Here is a 16,822-nt window from a genome sequence, read left to right on the forward strand (position 1 = left end):
CGCCCCGAGGTCTCAGTCCTTCGAAGCCCGGATCTTGTGCCCAACGCTGGTGAGACACCGCCCCGACGGCAGGTCGAACTTCCACCCGTGCAACTGACAGGTCAGCACATTGCCGTCCACGATCCCGAACCGGCTCAAGTCTGCCTTGAGGTGCGGACACCGCCGCTGCACGGTCCAATCCCCCAGAACCGTGTCCTCGGCCTCCACAGCCTTCTCGTGCTCGTCGTACCAACCCTCCGCGTACTGCAACCGCTCTTCACTCAAACACTTGAAGAACGCGTACACGAACTCGTTGTACTGCCCGATCCGAGCCGCCGAGAAGCGACAACTGAGGAACAGCGAGTTGACCCAGTCACCCTCATCGATGTACATCAGGTGCTCGATCAGCGCCCGCCCAGTCTTGAACCGGTACCGCACCTTCTCATCGGCATAGGGCCGAACCTGCTTCCCCGGGAAGTCGACAACGATCGACTCGACAACCTCCCCATCAGGCCCGAACCCGTCGGTCAGATCGAACCGAACCGGCCCACCCACCCCCTGAGCCATGTAGATCGACTCTTCGAGCAGCGGCTCGATCCGCTTCTTCATCTCCCCCAGCACATCGATCTCGGGGTGCCGCCACGACGCCTTCTCAGCCGCGATGATCGGGGCCTTACGCTCCCGCATCTCTTCGAGATGGGCCTGCTTGTCGGCGAAAAACTCGTCGACATCGGTCGGGTGCGTTGTTTCGGCGGATTTGTCGGTGAGCGAGGTGACGCTGCCCGGAAGCAGAACGATCCCGTTCGTACCGCCCACCTTCGCGTATTCCGACATGAAGACCGACTGGTCGGGGAAGATGTTGCCTTCGTCACCGAAGATGTCGTTGAACTGCCAGAGCGAGTCGTCGAGGAAGCAAGGCGGCCCGGCGATCGGGAAGACGTGGTCGGCCTTCAGGTCGTCGATGTAGCGCCAGGTGCGGTCGAACTGGCGGTCTCGTTTCTGCTTGCCGAAGGCCGTCTTGGCCGCCTGGGGCAGCTCGTAGACCATCGGGTACCAGATCGCGCCCGAGAACTGCAGCATGTGGGCGTGCACGTGGCCCAGCTCGTTGAACCGGGTGAGGTCGGTCGGGCGGGCGTCGTTCTGGTTGAGCACCCGGACGCCGTCGTGCTCGACCCACAGCGACGAGTCGCCGATCGGGCCGTCGGTGGGGCTGATCAGCGCCTGGATCATCACCTTGAGACCGCCGTCGAGCTCGTGCACCTCGTCCGACTTGGTCTTGAAGAAGCTGGTGAAGCCCAGCTCGCGCAGCTCGTCCTCGAGCTGGCTGGTCGGGTACTCGGGCAGGAGCACCGTCGCCTTCTTGCTGATGAAGCGCTTCAGGTGCTCGGCGTCGAAGTGGTCGCGGTGCAGGTGCGACACGTAGAGGTAGTCGACGTCGCCCAGCGTCTCCCAGTCCAGCAGCGAATTGTCGGGGAATGGGAACCATGATGCGAAATACGCGGGGTTGACCCACGGATCGCACAGAATGCTGCCGGCGGCGGTGTCGATCCGCATGCTCGCGTGTCCAGTGCCTGTGATCCGCACCGTTTACTCCCTCGATCCAAGAACCCGACCGCATCGAAGGTACCGGGTCCGGGTTGGTGGGCCGCGCGCGGAGGCGTCGTGCGAAACTGGACGCGATAGATCGCCCTGTGGAGGAAGGACCTAGGCGTGGCTGCCGATCAAGAACCGGTGTATGCCCCGGACCAGCTCAAGCCGGGCAACCGCAAGCGCGGACGGAAGGGCGCCATCATCTGCGCCGTCCTGCTGCTGGCCTTCTTCTGGGGCAACCACGAGGGCAACACCGAGAACATCTGGCTCGTCGTGTTCGCGCTCGGCCTGGTCGGCGCGGTCGTCGTCGACAGCATCCTGCGGCGCAACGGTCTGCGTCCCGAAGACCACTGAACGCCCGAGCGCACGAAAAAGGCCCGCGAGTCGCGGGCCTTTTCCATGTCCGTGGTCAGCGCCGACGGGTCAGGATGTCTTTCACCTCACGCAGGGCGGCATCCACCTCGGCCTCGAAGTAGCCGCCGGAGACCAGACCGAACTGCAGCATGTCGAGGTCGTTCTCGGGCACCGGCATCGGGCCGCGACCCGTCATCGCCTGCAGGATGCCCTCGAACAGCCGGTCGACCTGCGCCGGGTCGTAGCCGCTGCCGAAGCGCCGCGGCTGGAACGTACGCCGCAGCTGGTCGACCCGGTAGAGCTCGCCACCCGGCTCGCCCATGGGCGGGGGCAGCTGGGGCTGGGGCGGGCCGCCGTAGCCGCCGGGCGGGCCGCTCATCGGGGCGTTGCCCATCGGTGGGCCGCCCATGGGTGGGCCGCCGTAGCCGCCGCGCGGATCTTGCTGCTCGCGCTGGGGCATGCGGATCTCGGCCGTCATGTCGGTCTTGCCGTGCCGGCCCGCCTCGAAGCCGTCGAAGCCGGTCGGCGTCTCGAAGCCACCCGTGTTGTCGTAGCCCTGGTCGTAACCGCGGGGGTCACGGTCGTAGGCCGGCGGCGGCTGGGTCGGGCGCTGCGGCAACTGGGGCTGTTGCGGCTGGCCGTAGCCGGTCGGCTCGTCGTAGCGGCCACCACCGTACGGGTCGGGCTGCATCTGACCCCGCGGCGGCGGGCCCTGCTGCTGGAAGCGGTCGTCGCGGATCGGCGGGGCGGGCAGGCGCTCGGTCGGCGGGGCCATCCGGCCGCCACCGCCGCCACCGCTCATCGCCGCGCCCAGGCCGCCCTGCTCGCGGCCACCGCCGAAGGTGCCGGTGGACAGGCCACCGCGCAGTGAGTCGCGCATCGGGTCGGGCGCGGGCGCGCCACGGCCGCCGCGGTCCTCGAGCTCGGCCAGCTGCCGCTCGACCCGGTCGAGGTGCAGGTCGACCTGCCACTCGTCGTAGCCGCCGAAGCGCACACGGAAGACGACGTCGTGGACCTCCTGGGCGCCGACGGGCGGCCCCACCTGCTCACCGGCCAGGGTGGCCTCGACGCGGTCGAGGAAGGAGTCGACCTCGTCGACCTTGTAGCCGCGGCGCAACGCACGCCGCCGGAAACGTTGCCCCTGACTCGTCACAACGTCTCCCACTCCGCTCGCTGGGACCTGTGCCCAGTCACTGTGCCACCTCCGCGTCGGGTGCGGCGCCCCCAGCGCTCGCCTCCGTGAGCTCGCCCGCGGCCAGCTGGCCGCAAGCGCCGTCGATCTCGCGGCCCCGGGTGTCGCGAACCGTCGTCGACACCCCGGTCTCGCGTAGCCGGCGGACGAACTCGCGCTCGACCGGTTTCGGGCTCGCATCCCACTTGCTGCCCGGGGTCGGGTTCAGCGGGATCAGATTCACATGCGCCAGCTTGCCGCGCAGAAGCTTGCCGAGAAGGTCGGCGCGCCAGGGCTGATCGTTGACGTCCCTGATCAGGGCGTACTCGATCGAGATCCGGCGTCCGGTCCGGGCCGCGTACTCGAACGCGGCATCGAGCACCTCGGCCACCTTCCAGCGTTGATTCACGGGCACTAGCTCATCGCGCAGATCATCATCGGGGGCATGCAGGGACAGCGCAAGAGTCACGTTGAGGTCTTCCGCCGTCAGACGGCGCATCGCGGGCACCAGACCCACGGTGGAGACGGTGATGTGCCGTTGCGAAAGTCCCAGACCCTCGGGGGCCGGAGTGGTGAGGCGGCGCACCGCCTCGATCACGCGGGGGTAGTTGGCCAGCGGCTCGCCCATGCCCATGAAGACCACGCGCGACAGCCGCGGCGGGGAGCCGGTGACCGCGCCGCTCGCCGCCACGCCGGCCAGATAGACCACCTGGTCGACGATCTCGGCCACGGACAGGTTGCGGGTCAGGCCCTGCTGGCCGGTGGCGCAGAACGGGCAGGCCATGCCGCAGCCGGCCTGGCTCGACACACAGGCCGTCACCCGATCGGGGTAGCCCATCAGGACACTTTCCACCAGCGCGCCGTCGTGCAGACGCCACAGCGTCTTGCGCGTCGCGCCGTCGTCGCAGGCCATTTCCCGTACGGGGGTGAGCAGCGTGGGCAGCAGGTCGTCGGTGAGCCGGGCCCGGGTCGCGGCCGGCAGGTCGGTCATCTCGTCGATGTCGCGGACGAGCCGGCCGAAGTAGTGGGTCGACAGCTGCTTGGCCCGGAACGCGGGCTCGCCGAGCGTGGTCACCGCCGTCTTGCGGGCCGCGAGGTCGAGGTCGGCGAGGTGACGCGGGGGCATCGACGGACGGCGCCGCACGGCGACCGCGTCGGGCTGGTCGGGGCTGGTCGGGATGACCGGAAGAATCGTCATGGCACAACCAGTCTCGCACGCTGGCCGTAATGCGCGCCGTTCACGTGTTCGCGCCGATCAGGGCGAACAACAGGTAGGCGGTGGGAACGGCGAAAAGGATCGAGTCGAGGCGGTCCATGAGGCCGCCGTGACCGGGCAGCAGGTTACTCATGTCCTTCAGGCCGAGATCACGCTTGAGCATGGATTCGGCCAGGTCACCGGCGACCGCGACCATCGACAGGAGAGCGCCGAAGAGCAGGCCCCAGTAGAACGGGATCTCGAGCAGGTAGTACAGGAGCAGCGAGCTGCCGATGGCGGCCGAGAGCACCGAGCCGGCGAAACCCTCCCAGGTCTTGCCGGGGCTGATCGAGGGAGCCATCTTGTGCTTGCCGAAAAAGACGCCGACGGCATAACCACCGGTGTCGGACAGCACAACGGCGAGCAGGGTGCACAAGACCCGCCAGCGGCCGTCCTCGCCCGCATCCGGCAGCTGCAGCAGCACACCGAAGCTGAGCAGGAACGGCACGTAAATCGCGATCATGACGCTGGCCACCAGGTCGCGGCGGAACGCGGCGGCGCCGTCGGCTATGCGCCAGATCACCGATGCGGCGATCGTCACCAGCAGGCCGAGCAGCAGCGCGTCGGCGCCGTCGTACCAGGCCAGGCCGACCATCAGCAGCGAGCCGGCGATCAACGGGATCAACGGGGCGTCGGCGCCCGAGGCGCGCAGCGCGCGAACCATCTCGTAGACGCCGACGGCGGAGGCGACGGCGATGACGCCGAGGAAGGCGTCGGGCCAGATGACCAGCGAGATCAGGACCGTCAGGACCAGGCCGACCCCGACGCCGATGGCGGCCGGGAGGTTCCGCCCGGCGCGGCCGCCGGCGCGACGTTTGCCGGGTTTCTGCTCGGTCGTGGGGGTGGGCGCGGGAGTGGGGACCAGGGGAAGCTGGCTGGTCTGGGCGTCCTCGCCCGCGTGCCAGGCCGGCACGGTGGTGTCGTCGCCGGCGCTCTGCCCGGCACGCGGATCGAGGTAGGACATCAGACTTCGAGCAGCTCGGCTTCCTTGTGCTTGAGGAGCTCGTCGACGTTCGCCACGTACTTGTGCGTGGTGTCGTCGAGTTCCTTCTCGGCGCGGCGGCCGTCGTCCTCGCCCGCGTCGCCGTCCTTGACCAGCTTGTCCAGCTGCTCCTTGGCCTTGCGGCGGACGTTGCGGATGGCCACCCGGCCCTCCTCCGCCTTGCTGCGCGCGACCTTGACCATTTCGCGGCGGCGTTCCTCGGTCATCTGCGGCAGGTGGATGCGCAGCTGGGTGCCCTCGTTGTTGGGGTTGACCCCGAGGTCCGAGTCGCGGATCGCCCGCTCGATGGAGCCGAGCTGGGACGCGTCGTAGGGCTTGACGATGACCATGCGCGGCTCCGGAATGCCGACGGAGGCCATCTGCGTCACCGGCGTGGGCGCGCCGTAGTAGTCCACCACGATCTTGGAGAACATCGCGGGGGTGGCTCGCCCGGTGCGGATCGCGGCGAACTCCTCCTTGGCGTGCTCGACCGCGCTCTCCATCTTCTCTTCGGCCTCGAAGAGGGTCTCGTCGATCACCGGCTCTTCTCGCCTCCTTGCTTTCTTCGGTGGGGACGGGTGGCTTACGCAGTGATCAGGGTGCCGATTCGTTCGCCGCTGACCGCGCGGACGATGGTGTCGTCGCCCTGGGCACCGAAGACCAGCATGGGCAGGTTGTTCTCCTCGCAGAGGCTGAAAGCGGCCTGGTCAGCCACCCGGAGGCCCTGCTGGATCACATCCTGGAAGGTGAGACGGTCGAGCTTCTTGGCCTCGGGGTCGATGCGGGGGTCGGCGCTGTAGACGCCGTCGACACCGTTCTTGCTCATCAGCACGACGTCCGCGTGGATCTCGAGCGCGCGCTGGGCGGTGACGGTGTCGGTGGAGAAGTACGGCATGCCGGCGCCGGCGCCGAAGATGACGCAGCGCCCCTTCTCGAGGTGACGAATGGCACGCAGCGGGATGTAGGGCTCGGCGACCTGGGCCATCGTGATGGCGGTCTGCACGCGGGTCTCGACGCCCTCCTTCTCCAGGAAGTCCTGGAGGGCCAGGGCGTTCATGACCGTGCCGAGCATGCCCATGTAGTCGGCGCGGTTGCGGTCCATGCCGCGCTTCTGCAGCTCGGCGCCGCGGAAGAAATTGCCGCCGCCGACCACCACGGCGACCTGGATGCCCCGCCGGATGACGGTGGCGATCTGCCGGGCGATGCCCTGCACGATGTCGGGGTCGACGCCCACGGCGCCGCCGCCGAACACCTCACCGGAGAGTTTCAGCACGACCCGGCGCGGCCGTGTGGGCGGCGGGGTCGGATCGTCAACCGCCACTGCCTGCTCGGTCACCAACGTCATGAGACCCGCCTTCCCTTCATGTTCAGCAGAGACCTTATGGGAGAAGGAGGCCGGACGCAGAATCGCGTACCCGGCCTCCCTTGCCTCACAGGCGGCCCGCTTACTCCTGGCCGACCTCGAACCGGACGAACCGGGTGATTGTCAGCCCGGCCTCGTCCGCGACCTGCTTGACGGTCTTCTTGTTGTCGACGACCGACGCCTGCTCGAGCAGGACGAAGTCCTTGAAGAAGGAGTTCACCCGGCCCTCCACGATCTTGGGCAGGGCCTTCTCGGGCTTGCCCTCCTCCTTGGCCGTCTCCTCGGCGATGCGGCGCTCGGACTCGACGACGTCGGCCGGCACCTCCTCGCGGGTGAGGTAGCGCGGGCGCATCGCGGCGGCCTGCATGCCGATGCCGCGGGCGTCCGCGTCGGCGGCCTCGTCCGACTTCCCGGTGTACTCCACCAGGACGCCGACCTGCGGCGGCAGGTCCTGCGCCTTGCGGTGCAGGTACACAGCGACGGTGCCGTCCAGGATCACGAAGCGGTTCACGACGATCTTCTCGCCGATCTTCGCGGAGTATTCCTGGACCGTGTCGGCGACCGTCTTGCCGTCGGGCAGCGTGGCGGCCAGCAGGGCGGCGGCGTCGGCGACCTTGCTCTGCTCGCCGAGCTCGACCAGCTGCTGACCCAGCGCGACGAAGTCGGGGGTCTTGGCGACGAAGTCGGTCTCGCAGTTGAGCTCGAGCAGCGCGTGGCCGGAGTGGGCGACGATGCCGTTGGCCGCGGTGCGGCCGGCCCGCTTGCCGACGTCCTTGGCGCCCTTGATGCGGAGGAGCTCGACGGCCTGGTCGAAGTCGCCGGCCGCCTCCTCGAGCGCCTTCTTGCAGTCCATCATGCCGGCACCGGTCAGGTCGCGGAGCTTCTTGACGTCCGCGGCGGTGTAGTTAGCCATGACTCTCTCTCGATGTCAGCTTCGTCGGAGAATTACTCGGCGGGAGCCGCGGCGGCCGGCACGGGCTCGGCCGCGGGCGCCTCGGTGGCGGGAGCCTCAGCGGCGGGCGCGTCGGCCGCCTTCTTCTCGGCCCCCTCGTACAGGTCGCGCTCCCACTCGGGCAGCGGCTCGCCGGCGGCGACGGTGCCCGGCTCGGGCTTCTCGTCGGCGCCACCCCGGCCACGGCCGGAACGGGCGATCAGACCGTCGGCCACGGCGGCCGCGATGACCTTGGTCAGCAGCTCGGCCGAGCGGATCGCGTCGTCGTTGCCCGGGATCGGGAAGTCGACCTCGTCCGGGTCACAGTTGGTGTCCAGCACCGCGATGACCGGGATGCCCAGCTTGCGGGCCTCGTCGACCGCGATGTGCTCCTTCTTGGTGTCCACGACCCAGATCGCCGACGGCGTCTTGGTCATGTCCCGGAGGCCACCGAGGGTCTTGGTGAGCTTGGTCTTCTCGCGGAAGAGCTGGAGGGTCTCCTTCTTGGTGTACCCGGCGGCGGTGCCGCTCAGGTCACCCAGAGCCTCGAGCTCCTTCATGCGCTGGAGCCGCTTGTAAACGGTCTGGAAGTTGGTGAGCATGCCGCCCAGCCAGCGGTGGTTCACGTACGGCTGGCCGACCCGCGTCGCCTGCTCGGCGATGGCCTCCTGCGCCTGCTTCTTGGTGCCGACGAAGAGGATGTGGCCACCCTCGGCGACGGTGTCCCGCACGTACGCGTACGCCTTCTCGATGTAGTCGAGCGTCTGGCGCAGGTCGATGATGTAGATGCCGTTACGCTCGGTGAAGATGAAGCGCTTCATCTTCGGGTTCCAGCGCCGGGTCTGGTGCCCGAAGTGGACACCGCTCTCCAGCAGCTGACGCATGGTCACGACGGCCATGGTGGGTTACTCCCTGTGGTCCCTGGTTGTCACGCTCGCCGGCGGCAAGCGTCCTGGTGCCCGGTCGGCGGCCACGGTCGGACCCGAGATGATCGAGACCAGGGAGGGCCGTCGCTGCCGGCCCCGTTCCGCGACGGAAGGGACCTGACAGAGGGCACGCGAGGTCGACCGCACGAGGCGGTCGCCGTCAACCAGCATACGCCAAGCTTCGCCGGACCCCTGTCCGCGGTCAGGCCACCGCCAGACCGGCCGCGATCAGCAGGATCAAACCCGCCGGGAGGTACGCCACCGGGGGCCGCAGCCAGGCCTCGCGCGCGACCGGGCCGCTGCGGGCCACGGAGTACAACCCGATGCCGGTCAGCGTGAAGCCGAGCGTGAGCAGCACGGCGGGGACGATACCGCGGGCGTTCGGGTCGCCGGTGAAGGTGGCGTCGAACAGTAACCGGACAACCGGGATCATCAGGACGACCATGACGACGGCCACGATGATGGACGTAACCGGGCGCCGGGTCTGATAGACCTTCTCCTTCCGCTCCGGGGCCACGGGTGGGACCAGGGCGGTCGGCTCGGCCATCGGCTCGGGGGTCGCGGGGACCACGTCGGCGGTGGGCCGGATCGTCGGGTACTCGGTTCCGCGTACGGGAACCCGCACTTCCGGCTCGGCCGGGCGCGCATGGCTGCCGGTCGTCGCGGCCGCCCGCTGATCCGGGAGCCGGAACGCGCCGCTGGGCCGTTCGTGGATACCGGAGTCGTACGGGTTGGCCGGGATCGAACCCGAAACTTCGGACTCGGGCGTACGGGGGTACTGGCCGGGCCCGGAATACCAGCTGGGCTCGGCGTCATCGGCGTAGCGGCGTCCTTCCACGATCTCGCAACTTAAGTGACTGAGGACACGGACGCCACCGCTGGGCGCATAACACACCTGGACGGTGACACAGCGGTTTTCCACAGTTGCGCTCTGTCCACAGATCCGGGGGCGGACCGGGTGCGGGACCGGGGCCGGCGGACCAGGTTGTGCGCCATGACGACGCAACGGCAGGCGGTAGGCGCGTACGGCGAACGGGTCGCGGCCCAGCACCTCCAGGGGCAGGGCCTCGTGATCCTCGACCGGAACTGGCGCTGCGCCGACGGCGAGGTCGACCTGGTGCTGCGCGACGGTTTCGACATCGTGTTCTGCGAAGTGAAGACGCGGCGCGGCGACCAATTCGGCCCACCGGCGGCTGCAGTCACCCATCGCAAGGTGCGCAAGCTGCGGCAACTGGCGCTCCGGTGGCTGGCCGAGGCGGGCGTGCACCCGCGCGAGATCCGTTTCGACGTGGTCGAGGTGCTCGTGCCGGCCGAGGGCGCCGGGCAGGTCACCCACATCCGCGCGGCGTTCTGACCGGGCCCGCGATGAGCTACGCGCGCGTCCTGAGCGTCGGCCTGGTCGGCGTGACCGGGCACGTGGTCGAGGTCGAGGCCGACCTGTCCCCCGGCCTGCCCGCCGTCGTGCTGACCGGCCTGCCCGACACGGCCCTGCACGAGGCCCGCGACCGGGTGCGGGCGGCCGTGGTCAACTCCGGCCAGGTCTGGCCCAACCGCCGGATCACGGTGAACCTGCTGCCGGCCGCGCTGCCCAAACACGGCAGCGCATTTGACCTGGCGATGGCTGTGGCCATGCTCGCCAGCGCCGGTGAGCTGCCGTCGGCTGCGCTCGACGGCGTGGTGCTGCTGGGCGAGCTCGGGCTCGACGGCGCTGTACGACCGGTGCGCGGGGTGCTGCCGATGGTGGCCGCGGCGGCCGGGGCCGGGCTGCGCCGGGTGATCGTGCCGCTGGCCAACGCCCGCGAGGCCACGGTCGTGCCGGGCATGACGGTCGAGGCGGTCGACAGCCTGCGCCGGCTGGTCGACTACGTTCGCGACGGTGTCGCCCTGCTCGACCCGCCGCCGTCCGACGACGCGCCCCCGCCGCCCGGCCCCGACCTGGCCGATGTGGCCGGGCAAGAGATGGGCCGTTACGGCTTGGAGGTCGCCGCCGCGGGCGGGCACCACCTGGCGCTGTTCGGGGCGCCCGGGGCAGGCAAGACCATGCTGGCCGAACGCCTGCCCACGATCCTGCCCGAACTCGACGACGCCGCGGCGCTCGAGGTGACCGCCCTGCAGTCGATCGCCGGGGTGCTGCCGCCGAACGGCCGGTTGGTCCGCCGCCCGCCGTTCCAGGCGCCCCACCACACGGCTTCGTCCGCGGCTCTCGTCGGCGGGGGCAGCGGGCTGGCCCGGCCCGGGGCGCTCTCGCTCGCTCACCGGGGCGTGCTGTTCCTCGACGAGGCGGCCGAGATTCCGTCGGCGACGCTGCAGGCGCTGCGACAACCGCTGGAGACGGGCCGGGTGGTGCTGGCCCGCTCCCGGGGCACCACCGAGTTCCCGGCCCGCGTGCAACTTGTGCTGGCAGCCAATCCTTGTCCATGTGCGAGCCCGGCCGGCGACCAGCACTGCACGTGCGCGCCGGCGGTGCGGCGGCGCTACCTGGCCAAGTTGTCCGGGCCGCTGCTCGACCGCATCGACATCCGGCTCACCCTCGCGCCGCTGACCGCCGCTCAGCTGACCACGTCCACCGAGCCCGCCACCTCGTCGGCCGAGATCGCCGCGCGGGTGGCCCAGGCCCGGGCGGCCGCGGCGAGACGCTGGTCGGACGGCGGGTGGGGGCTCAACGCCGAGGTGCCCGGGCCGGTGCTGCGCCGGACGCCGTGGCGGCTGCCCCCCGCCGACACCGCCGACCTGCGCGAGTCCCTCGACAAGGGACTGCTCTCGGCCCGCGGCTTCGACAGGGTGTTGCGGCTGGCCTGGACGATCGCCGACCTCGACGGACGCGACCGGCCGGGCCGGGCCGAGGTCGGCGAGGCCATCCAGCTGCGAATGGGAGAGAGCCATGTCCGCTGACGACGACGACCGTGCGGCCCGGGTCGCGCTCACCTGGCTGGCCGAGCCGGGCAACCGCGCGGTGTGGGCCCTGGTGCAAGAGGGCGGCGCGGCGGCGACGTTGCACCGGCTGCTGCGCGGCGACGTCGAGGACGGTCCGCTGCGGGCATCCGCGCTGGCCAAGGCGGCCAAGATCGACCCCCAGCGGCTGGCCGACCTGACCCTGCGGCGGGCCGAGCGGCTGGGGGCGCGGATCGTCGTGCCGTCCGACGCGGAGTGGCCGCAACGGGTGGCGGCGCTGGCCACCCTGCACCTCGACGACGCTCCGACGCGGATCAATACCGATGTGCGGCCGCCGTTGTGCTTCTGGGTGCGCGGGTCGTGGTCGCTGGGCGAGGCGCTGGCCCGGTCGGTCGGGGTGGTGGGGGCCCGGGCGGCGTCCAGCTACGGCGTTCATGTGACGAAGGAGATCGCGTACGGGCTGGCCTCGCACGACTGGACGGTCGTGTCGGGCGGTGCGTTCGGGATCGACGCGGCGGCGCACCGGGCGGCGGTCGCGGCCGGCGGGCGGACGGTGGCCGTGCTGGCCTGCGGGGTCGACCGGCCCTATCCGGTGGGCAATTCCGCGATGTTCGAGCAGATCGCCGAGTCCGGGCTGCTCATCAGCGAGTGGCCACCGGGCACGGCGCCGCTGCGCCACCGCTTCCTGATCCGGAACCGGGTCATCGCGGCCGCCACGGCAGGCACTGTGCTGGTCGAGGCGGCGGCGCGCAGCGGGGCGATCCAGACCATGGGCCGGGTGCTGGCGCTGGGGCGGCCCGCGATGGTGGTGCCGGGGCCGGTCACGTCGGCCATGTCGGTCGGGTGCCACACGCTGCTGCGCGAGCGGCCAGACGCGACGCTGGTCACCGACGTGTCCCAGGTGCTCGAAGCCGTGGGCCGCATCGGCGAGTACCAGAGCGACCCGGCCCGCGGACCCGAGCATCGGCGCGACGGGCTCGACGAGGAGTCGGCCCTGGTGCTCGAGGCCGTGCCCCGCCGCGGGACGGCCACACCGGAAGAACTGGCGGTCAAAGCCGGGCTCGGGCTGCGAACTGTGCTGCGGCGACTGTCCCTGCTGGAGCTGAGCGGGCTGATCGACCGCCGGGACACCGGGATCGCCCTCAGCCGGAAAGGACGGTGACCGTTCATGGGCAGCACAAAGGCGGGCGCCTCGCGGTCGCCCGTGGCGCCGGGCGCTGACGCGCCCGGCCGGGGTCAATCCTCGGAGTCGTCCAGATCGCGGCGGTGCACCTTCATCCACGCCTCGACGTCGTCGGTCGCCCACACCTTGCCCTGTGCGAGATCGGCAACCGGCTTGGGGAAGTCGGCGCGGCTGGTGATCTGGTACGCACGCTGCCGGCTCACCCCACCCAGACGGATGCGGATCTCGTGTGCCCCCATGAGCCGGATCGGTTTCGCTGCCACATGATCGACCGTAGGCGTGAGACTATTAGTCAATCATCAAGTTGATAGGAGACAGCTAGTCGCATGTCACCTATACTGGCTCCATGACAAGGCGTCGCCAGACTACCCCGCCCGTCCCCCTCGGACCGGTACATCGACGCGTGTGGCGGTCGTTCTGGCGCCGCTGCAGTTGCGGCCTCGCCGCCCCCTGCATCGACGCGCTCGTCCCCACTCCGCCGCTCCCCTTTCCTCCTCGGGGTGCGGCACCCGGCACAGACCTTTCCCCGCCCTCACATGCCCCCATCGAGGAAAGGAGGTACCGCTACGACAGACCCCCCATGAGACCGGGCAAAACAGGGAGCGATCCCACCTTCCTGTCACGCTGCTCGCCCGGCGGCTCCCACTCTCCAGCGCGGAGACCCCAGAGGCCGCCGGGCAGCAGTCCCCGGTCCACCGCTCACCGGCCCGACATCACCATCGGGGGCGGCCGCCGCAGCCCGGCCAGGCACAGCGGCGGCCGAGCCACCCCGGCCCCGCACCCCGAGCACGACGACATATCGGTGCGGGCCGGGCCGTCGCCCTGAGCAAGTCCCGCACGAGAAGAGCCGAACATGCATCCATCTTGTGCAGGCCCCTCCGCGGCGCCCGGTCCGGCAAACCGGCCGCCGATCACGAAGGCTTCCCCTGCAACCTCGACCGCGAACCCCGACCGGACGGCGTCTCGCACCTCAACGACCCGGACCCCCGGACGCCCAGCCATGGCCCACCGCCACATCAACCTGCACCACTGGTGACCCGACCCCCCAAGTCGCATCGCCGAAGCCGAACAGGCCCGCGCCAAAGCCCTCCGGTCGGCATCGCCACCAGCGTCGTCAATCGCCACCGCCACCAGCTCAAAGATGCCGGCGGCGCGTGCCAGAGGCAGCACGCACCATCGGCATCCCGCATGGCGATCGGCACAGGTACGCGACGACACCGGGAGACGGTGGCAGGCCTCGTTGGCTGTGAGTCCCCGCATCCGGATCGCTGGCCATACTGACTGCCGCCGGCGATCCGGATGCGTGACCGAGCAGCGCACACGGCCCAGCGCGCATAGGAGCCGGCATACCGGAGTCACCGGTGGACCCGCTCGCAGCGACGCACGCTGTTGGGCATCGAGCCGCGATAGGCAGCATCGCCATCGTCGGAACTGCGGTGAGTGGCAGGACCTGACTCGGAGGCCAAGCGGTTCGGCGGACGGCGTCGCCTGGACGAGCAACCTGCGTCCTCGCGCCGGCCATCGCGTCGAGGCCGATCGGGGCGGCGGTGGCTGCTCAGCTTCGGCGAGCGATCGGCTCTGGGCTTCACACTCCGCGAAAAGTCGGCAGGAGGCCACCGCCGGGCGATCGGCTCGCTACGCACCGAGGGCCGGTGACTGCGGGCCGAAAACTGACCGATGGGCTCGTGACCGGCAGACCGTCGAAGCTGAATCCCTGATCGGGTTCACCCAGCGTCGCTTTGGGCTCTCGGGTGCAGGTGGCTCTCGCACCCGAACTTCCCGGTTCGGGTCGCCGGCACGTCGAGGTTTCACCGTGGCGAATCGCCTGTGCCGTCCTCGTCGGCGACGGGATGGCTACGCCGATCTGCCAACGGTGGCAGACAGCACCACCCGCCCGTCCCGACGGGCACACCTGGGGGAACCAAAATGACCTATACCGAGCTTCCACCCGACCCACCCGACGGATCGCCGCATACCGGCCCAGCACGACAGCGTCCGACCGGGGACGCTGACAGCCGAGCAGCACCCAAGACAACCACGCCACCAAGTCGGATCCGCTCCGTCGACACCTCGTCGATGACGCTCCTCACCGCGCCCCCTCGGGCAGATTCGGTCCGGGACAAGTCACCCGACCCGCCGAAGCCAGCCGGCGAGGCACGGCCACTCGTCCCGAGGCAGCGCCTCGCACCAACACAGCAGCCGAGTCCGGCGCAGCCGTCCAGACCAGCACAGCAGCTCCGCGCGGCAGGACAACCCAACCCGGCACAACCACCCGGCACAACACAACAGCCGCGTTCAGCCCGGGCACCCATTCCGGCGCAGCAGTTGGATCCGGTACAGCCACTCGCTCCGGCCGAGCCACCCGCTCCGATACAGCGACTGGGTCCGGCGAAGCCGCCTATCCCTACGCAACCACCCGTTGCAGCAGAACAGCCGCGTCCCATGTGGCCGATCTCCCCGGCCCAGCCACCCGGCCCAGCGCAGCAGCTACGGCCACCTGTCCCGGCGCAGCCAGGCGCTCCCGTACAACGACTGCGCCCGCCGCAGCCAGCCGTTTCGACACGACGGCTCGGTCCGGCGCAGCCACGCGTCTCGACGCAACCGTCCAGTCCAGCACAACAACCGCGTCCCTTACGGCCACTCATCCCGGCACAGCCAGCCGGCTCGACACCGCAGCTACGCCCGGCGCGGCCACCCATCCCGGCACAACAGCTGCGTCCAGCGCGAGCGCCTATTCCGGCGCAGCGAGCTGCTTCGGTGCGGGGGTTTGGTTCAGCTCAGCCGATTGTTTCGGTGCAGCCGCTTGAGGTGACCGCGTCGGCGGGGCGGCGGCGGGCCGTGGTGACGGCTGATGGGGTTGAGCTGGTTTCGGCGGCCCGAGGGCTGGGGCCGGCGGCTGTGATGGATCACCTGAATGATCGGCCGGGGTGGAACTGCACTGCCTGTGGGGAATCCTGGCCTTGCGAAACGGCGCGGGAGCGGCTGCTCGAGGAGTTCCGGGCTTTTCCGACGACGCTGACGATCTATCTGTCCGCTCAGATGTACGACGCGCTGGGGGATCTGGTGGCTGAGGGGCAGATCGTGCCGGGCAATCTCTTTGAGCGGTTTGTCGCCTGGGCTCGCAAGGCTGCTGTCGCCCCGCGGGGTGATGACGAGGGCGGGCCGGCGCCGGAGATCGGTAGCTGATGCGTCCGCCCTGTCTGGTTTGCCGCCGGCCGCTCGACGGTTGGCGGCAGCTGGGCACTGTGGACGTTGAAGCGGACGAACGGGCGGCGGCTCGGCCGTGCTCGGGGTGCTTTTGGGGCACCTCGTGGCGCGGCTTTTACCGCCGCCCGTCCAGCCGCCCGATCAAGTCTCGGCCTTCTCAGTGCGGCAGGGCTATCATACCTACATGGCTCCGTACGTACAATCCGATGGAACATCGTGGTCACGTAGACTGGCTGGCATGATCGATCCTTCTGCGGACCGCGCGGTCTTCCGCCAGCTGGCTGATCTGCTGCGCAACCAGATCGAGTCCGGCTCGCTGGGGCCCGGTGAGCCGCTGCCCAGCGAGCTGCGCCTCGCGCAGGAATACGGGATCAGCCGCACCACCGTCCGCCAGGCGATCGGCCAGCTGCGCACCGAGGGGCTGGTGACCGTCGACCGTCCTCGCGGCACCTTCGTCCGCGTGCCCGAGCCGATCGAGCTCATCGCCCTGGCCCGCGGCGAACGCGCCAGCGCCCGCATGCCCACCGACGCCGAGCGCCGCAAATACCGCCTCGGCGAGGGCGTGCCCGTCCTGGTCGTCACCGCCACCGACGGCACCGAAACCGTCCACCCCGCCGACCGCGTCCAACTCACCCGCCCCTAGGGCCGGCCCGGCCGCCCCAAAGGCCCCGGCCAGCCGCCACCCGACAATCGACCAAGCCGCGCGGGCAGCGCAAGCCGCGCGGGCAGCGCAAGCCGCGCGGGCAGCGCAAGCCGCGCGGGCAGCGCAAGCCGCGCGGGCAGCACACAACCAACGCGAGGCACGACCCGCCCTCCCCCGACAACTACATCGTCGCAGGCGGCAAAGGCAGCAAATCGCAGCGCCAGGCCGGCCGGGAGTAACGCGGGGCACAACTCGCACCCCTCTGACAACCACGTCGTCGCAGGCAGCGGAAGGCGCGCGGGCAGCGCAAATCGCAGCGCTCGGATGGCCACAACCGACGTGAGGC

General features: G+C 70.2%; 17 protein-coding genes. 6 read left to right on the forward strand and 11 right to left on the reverse strand.

Annotation, left to right across the window (positions count from 1 at the left end):
* Window positions 1-12: 12 nt before the first annotated feature.
* A complete protein-coding gene (locus M1L60_RS14940) occupies window positions 13-1,563 on the reverse strand; it encodes a Rieske 2Fe-2S domain-containing protein (protein ID WP_253238018.1) in 1,551 nt (516 codons plus the stop codon).
* A 126-nt stretch (window positions 1,564-1,689) separates the two neighbouring features.
* On the opposite strand from M1L60_RS14940, the gene M1L60_RS14945 reads away from it, so the two are divergent.
* Window positions 1,690-1,923 (forward strand): DUF2631 domain-containing protein, encoded by a 234-nt coding sequence (locus tag M1L60_RS14945; RefSeq protein ID WP_253238019.1) that lies wholly within the window; start codon window positions 1,690-1,692, stop codon window positions 1,921-1,923.
* Between the two features lie 55 nt (window positions 1,924-1,978).
* Here M1L60_RS14945 and M1L60_RS14950 read toward each other — a convergent pair whose 3' ends face one another.
* From M1L60_RS14950 to M1L60_RS14985, 8 genes are all read right to left on the reverse strand, one after another.
* Window positions 1,979-3,076: a DivIVA domain-containing protein gene (locus tag M1L60_RS14950; protein WP_253238020.1), complete on the reverse strand. Its 1,098-nt coding sequence runs from the start codon at window positions 3,074-3,076 to the stop codon at window positions 1,979-1,981.
* A 37-nt stretch (window positions 3,077-3,113) separates the two neighbouring features.
* Complete coding sequence (gene rlmN / locus M1L60_RS14955) at window positions 3,114-4,292, reverse strand: dual-specificity RNA methyltransferase RlmN (protein ID WP_253238021.1); 1,179 nt, start codon at window positions 4,290-4,292, stop codon at window positions 3,114-3,116.
* A 40-nt stretch (window positions 4,293-4,332) separates the two neighbouring features.
* Window positions 4,333-5,313, reverse strand: a complete 981-nt coding sequence (locus M1L60_RS14960; RefSeq protein ID WP_438862109.1) for a phosphatidate cytidylyltransferase — start codon at window positions 5,311-5,313, stop codon at window positions 4,333-4,335.
* Window positions 5,313-5,870: a ribosome recycling factor gene (gene frr, locus M1L60_RS14965; protein WP_253238022.1), complete on the reverse strand. Its 558-nt coding sequence runs from the start codon at window positions 5,868-5,870 to the stop codon at window positions 5,313-5,315. Before frr ends, M1L60_RS14960 begins: the two co-directional genes overlap by 1 nt.
* Before the next feature lie 44 nt (window positions 5,871-5,914).
* The gene (gene pyrH / locus M1L60_RS14970) at window positions 5,915-6,676 is read right to left on the reverse strand and encodes a UMP kinase (protein ID WP_253238023.1); all 762 of its coding nucleotides are present in this window, start codon (window positions 6,674-6,676) and stop codon (window positions 5,915-5,917) included.
* 100 nt (window positions 6,677-6,776) lie between these two features.
* Window positions 6,777-7,607 carry a translation elongation factor Ts gene (gene tsf / locus M1L60_RS14975; protein WP_253238024.1) on the reverse strand — a complete coding sequence of 277 codons (831 nt, stop codon included), beginning with the start codon at window positions 7,605-7,607 and terminating at the stop codon, window positions 6,777-6,779.
* A 32-nt stretch (window positions 7,608-7,639) separates the two neighbouring features.
* Window positions 7,640-8,524, reverse strand: coding sequence for a 30S ribosomal protein S2 (gene rpsB / locus M1L60_RS14980; RefSeq protein WP_253238025.1), 885 nt, complete (start codon window positions 8,522-8,524; stop codon window positions 7,640-7,642).
* Window positions 8,525-8,753: 229 nt separating this feature from the next.
* Window positions 8,754-9,389, reverse strand: a complete 636-nt coding sequence (locus M1L60_RS14985; RefSeq protein WP_253238026.1) for a hypothetical protein — start codon at window positions 9,387-9,389, stop codon at window positions 8,754-8,756.
* A 156-nt stretch (window positions 9,390-9,545) separates the two neighbouring features.
* Between M1L60_RS14985 and M1L60_RS14990 the strand changes: the two genes are divergently transcribed.
* The 3 genes from M1L60_RS14990 to dprA are packed head-to-tail and all read left to right on the forward strand — an operon-like array spanning window position 9,546 to window position 12,605.
* Window positions 9,546-9,905 carry a YraN family protein gene (locus M1L60_RS14990; protein WP_253238027.1) on the forward strand — a complete coding sequence of 120 codons (360 nt, stop codon included), beginning with the start codon at window positions 9,546-9,548 and terminating at the stop codon, window positions 9,903-9,905.
* 11 nt (window positions 9,906-9,916) lie between these two features.
* Window positions 9,917-11,443 (forward strand): YifB family Mg chelatase-like AAA ATPase, encoded by a 1,527-nt coding sequence (locus M1L60_RS14995; RefSeq protein ID WP_253238028.1) that lies wholly within the window; start codon window positions 9,917-9,919, stop codon window positions 11,441-11,443.
* Window positions 11,433-12,605, forward strand: a complete 1,173-nt coding sequence (gene dprA / locus M1L60_RS15000) for a DNA-processing protein DprA (protein WP_253238029.1) — start codon at window positions 11,433-11,435, stop codon at window positions 12,603-12,605. The genes M1L60_RS14995 and dprA overlap by 11 nt, the downstream gene beginning before the upstream one ends.
* A gap of 74 nt (window positions 12,606-12,679) precedes the next feature.
* On the opposite strand, the gene M1L60_RS15005 is transcribed toward dprA, so the two are convergent.
* Together M1L60_RS15005 and M1L60_RS15010 are read right to left on the reverse strand one after the other, a co-directional pair.
* Window positions 12,680-12,865, reverse strand: a complete 186-nt coding sequence (locus M1L60_RS15005) for a DNA-binding protein (protein ID WP_215784742.1) — start codon at window positions 12,863-12,865, stop codon at window positions 12,680-12,682.
* A 460-nt stretch (window positions 12,866-13,325) separates the two neighbouring features.
* Window positions 13,326-13,481: a hypothetical protein gene (locus tag M1L60_RS15010; protein ID WP_253238030.1), complete on the reverse strand. Its 156-nt coding sequence runs from the start codon at window positions 13,479-13,481 to the stop codon at window positions 13,326-13,328.
* Between the two features lie 1,938 nt (window positions 13,482-15,419).
* Here M1L60_RS15010 and M1L60_RS15015 point away from each other — a divergent pair.
* Together M1L60_RS15015 and M1L60_RS15020 are read left to right on the forward strand one after the other, a co-directional pair.
* A complete protein-coding gene (locus tag M1L60_RS15015) occupies window positions 15,420-15,812 on the forward strand; it encodes a hypothetical protein (protein WP_253238031.1) in 393 nt (130 codons plus the stop codon).
* 259 nt (window positions 15,813-16,071) lie between these two features.
* A complete protein-coding gene (locus tag M1L60_RS15020) occupies window positions 16,072-16,476 on the forward strand; it encodes a winged helix-turn-helix domain-containing protein (RefSeq protein ID WP_253238032.1) in 405 nt (134 codons plus the stop codon).
* The last annotated feature ends 346 nt before the right edge of the window (window positions 16,477-16,822 follow it).

This window comes from Paractinoplanes aksuensis (assembly GCF_024137025.1).
GTDB lineage: Bacteria > Actinomycetota > Actinomycetes > Mycobacteriales > Micromonosporaceae > Actinoplanes > Actinoplanes aksuensis.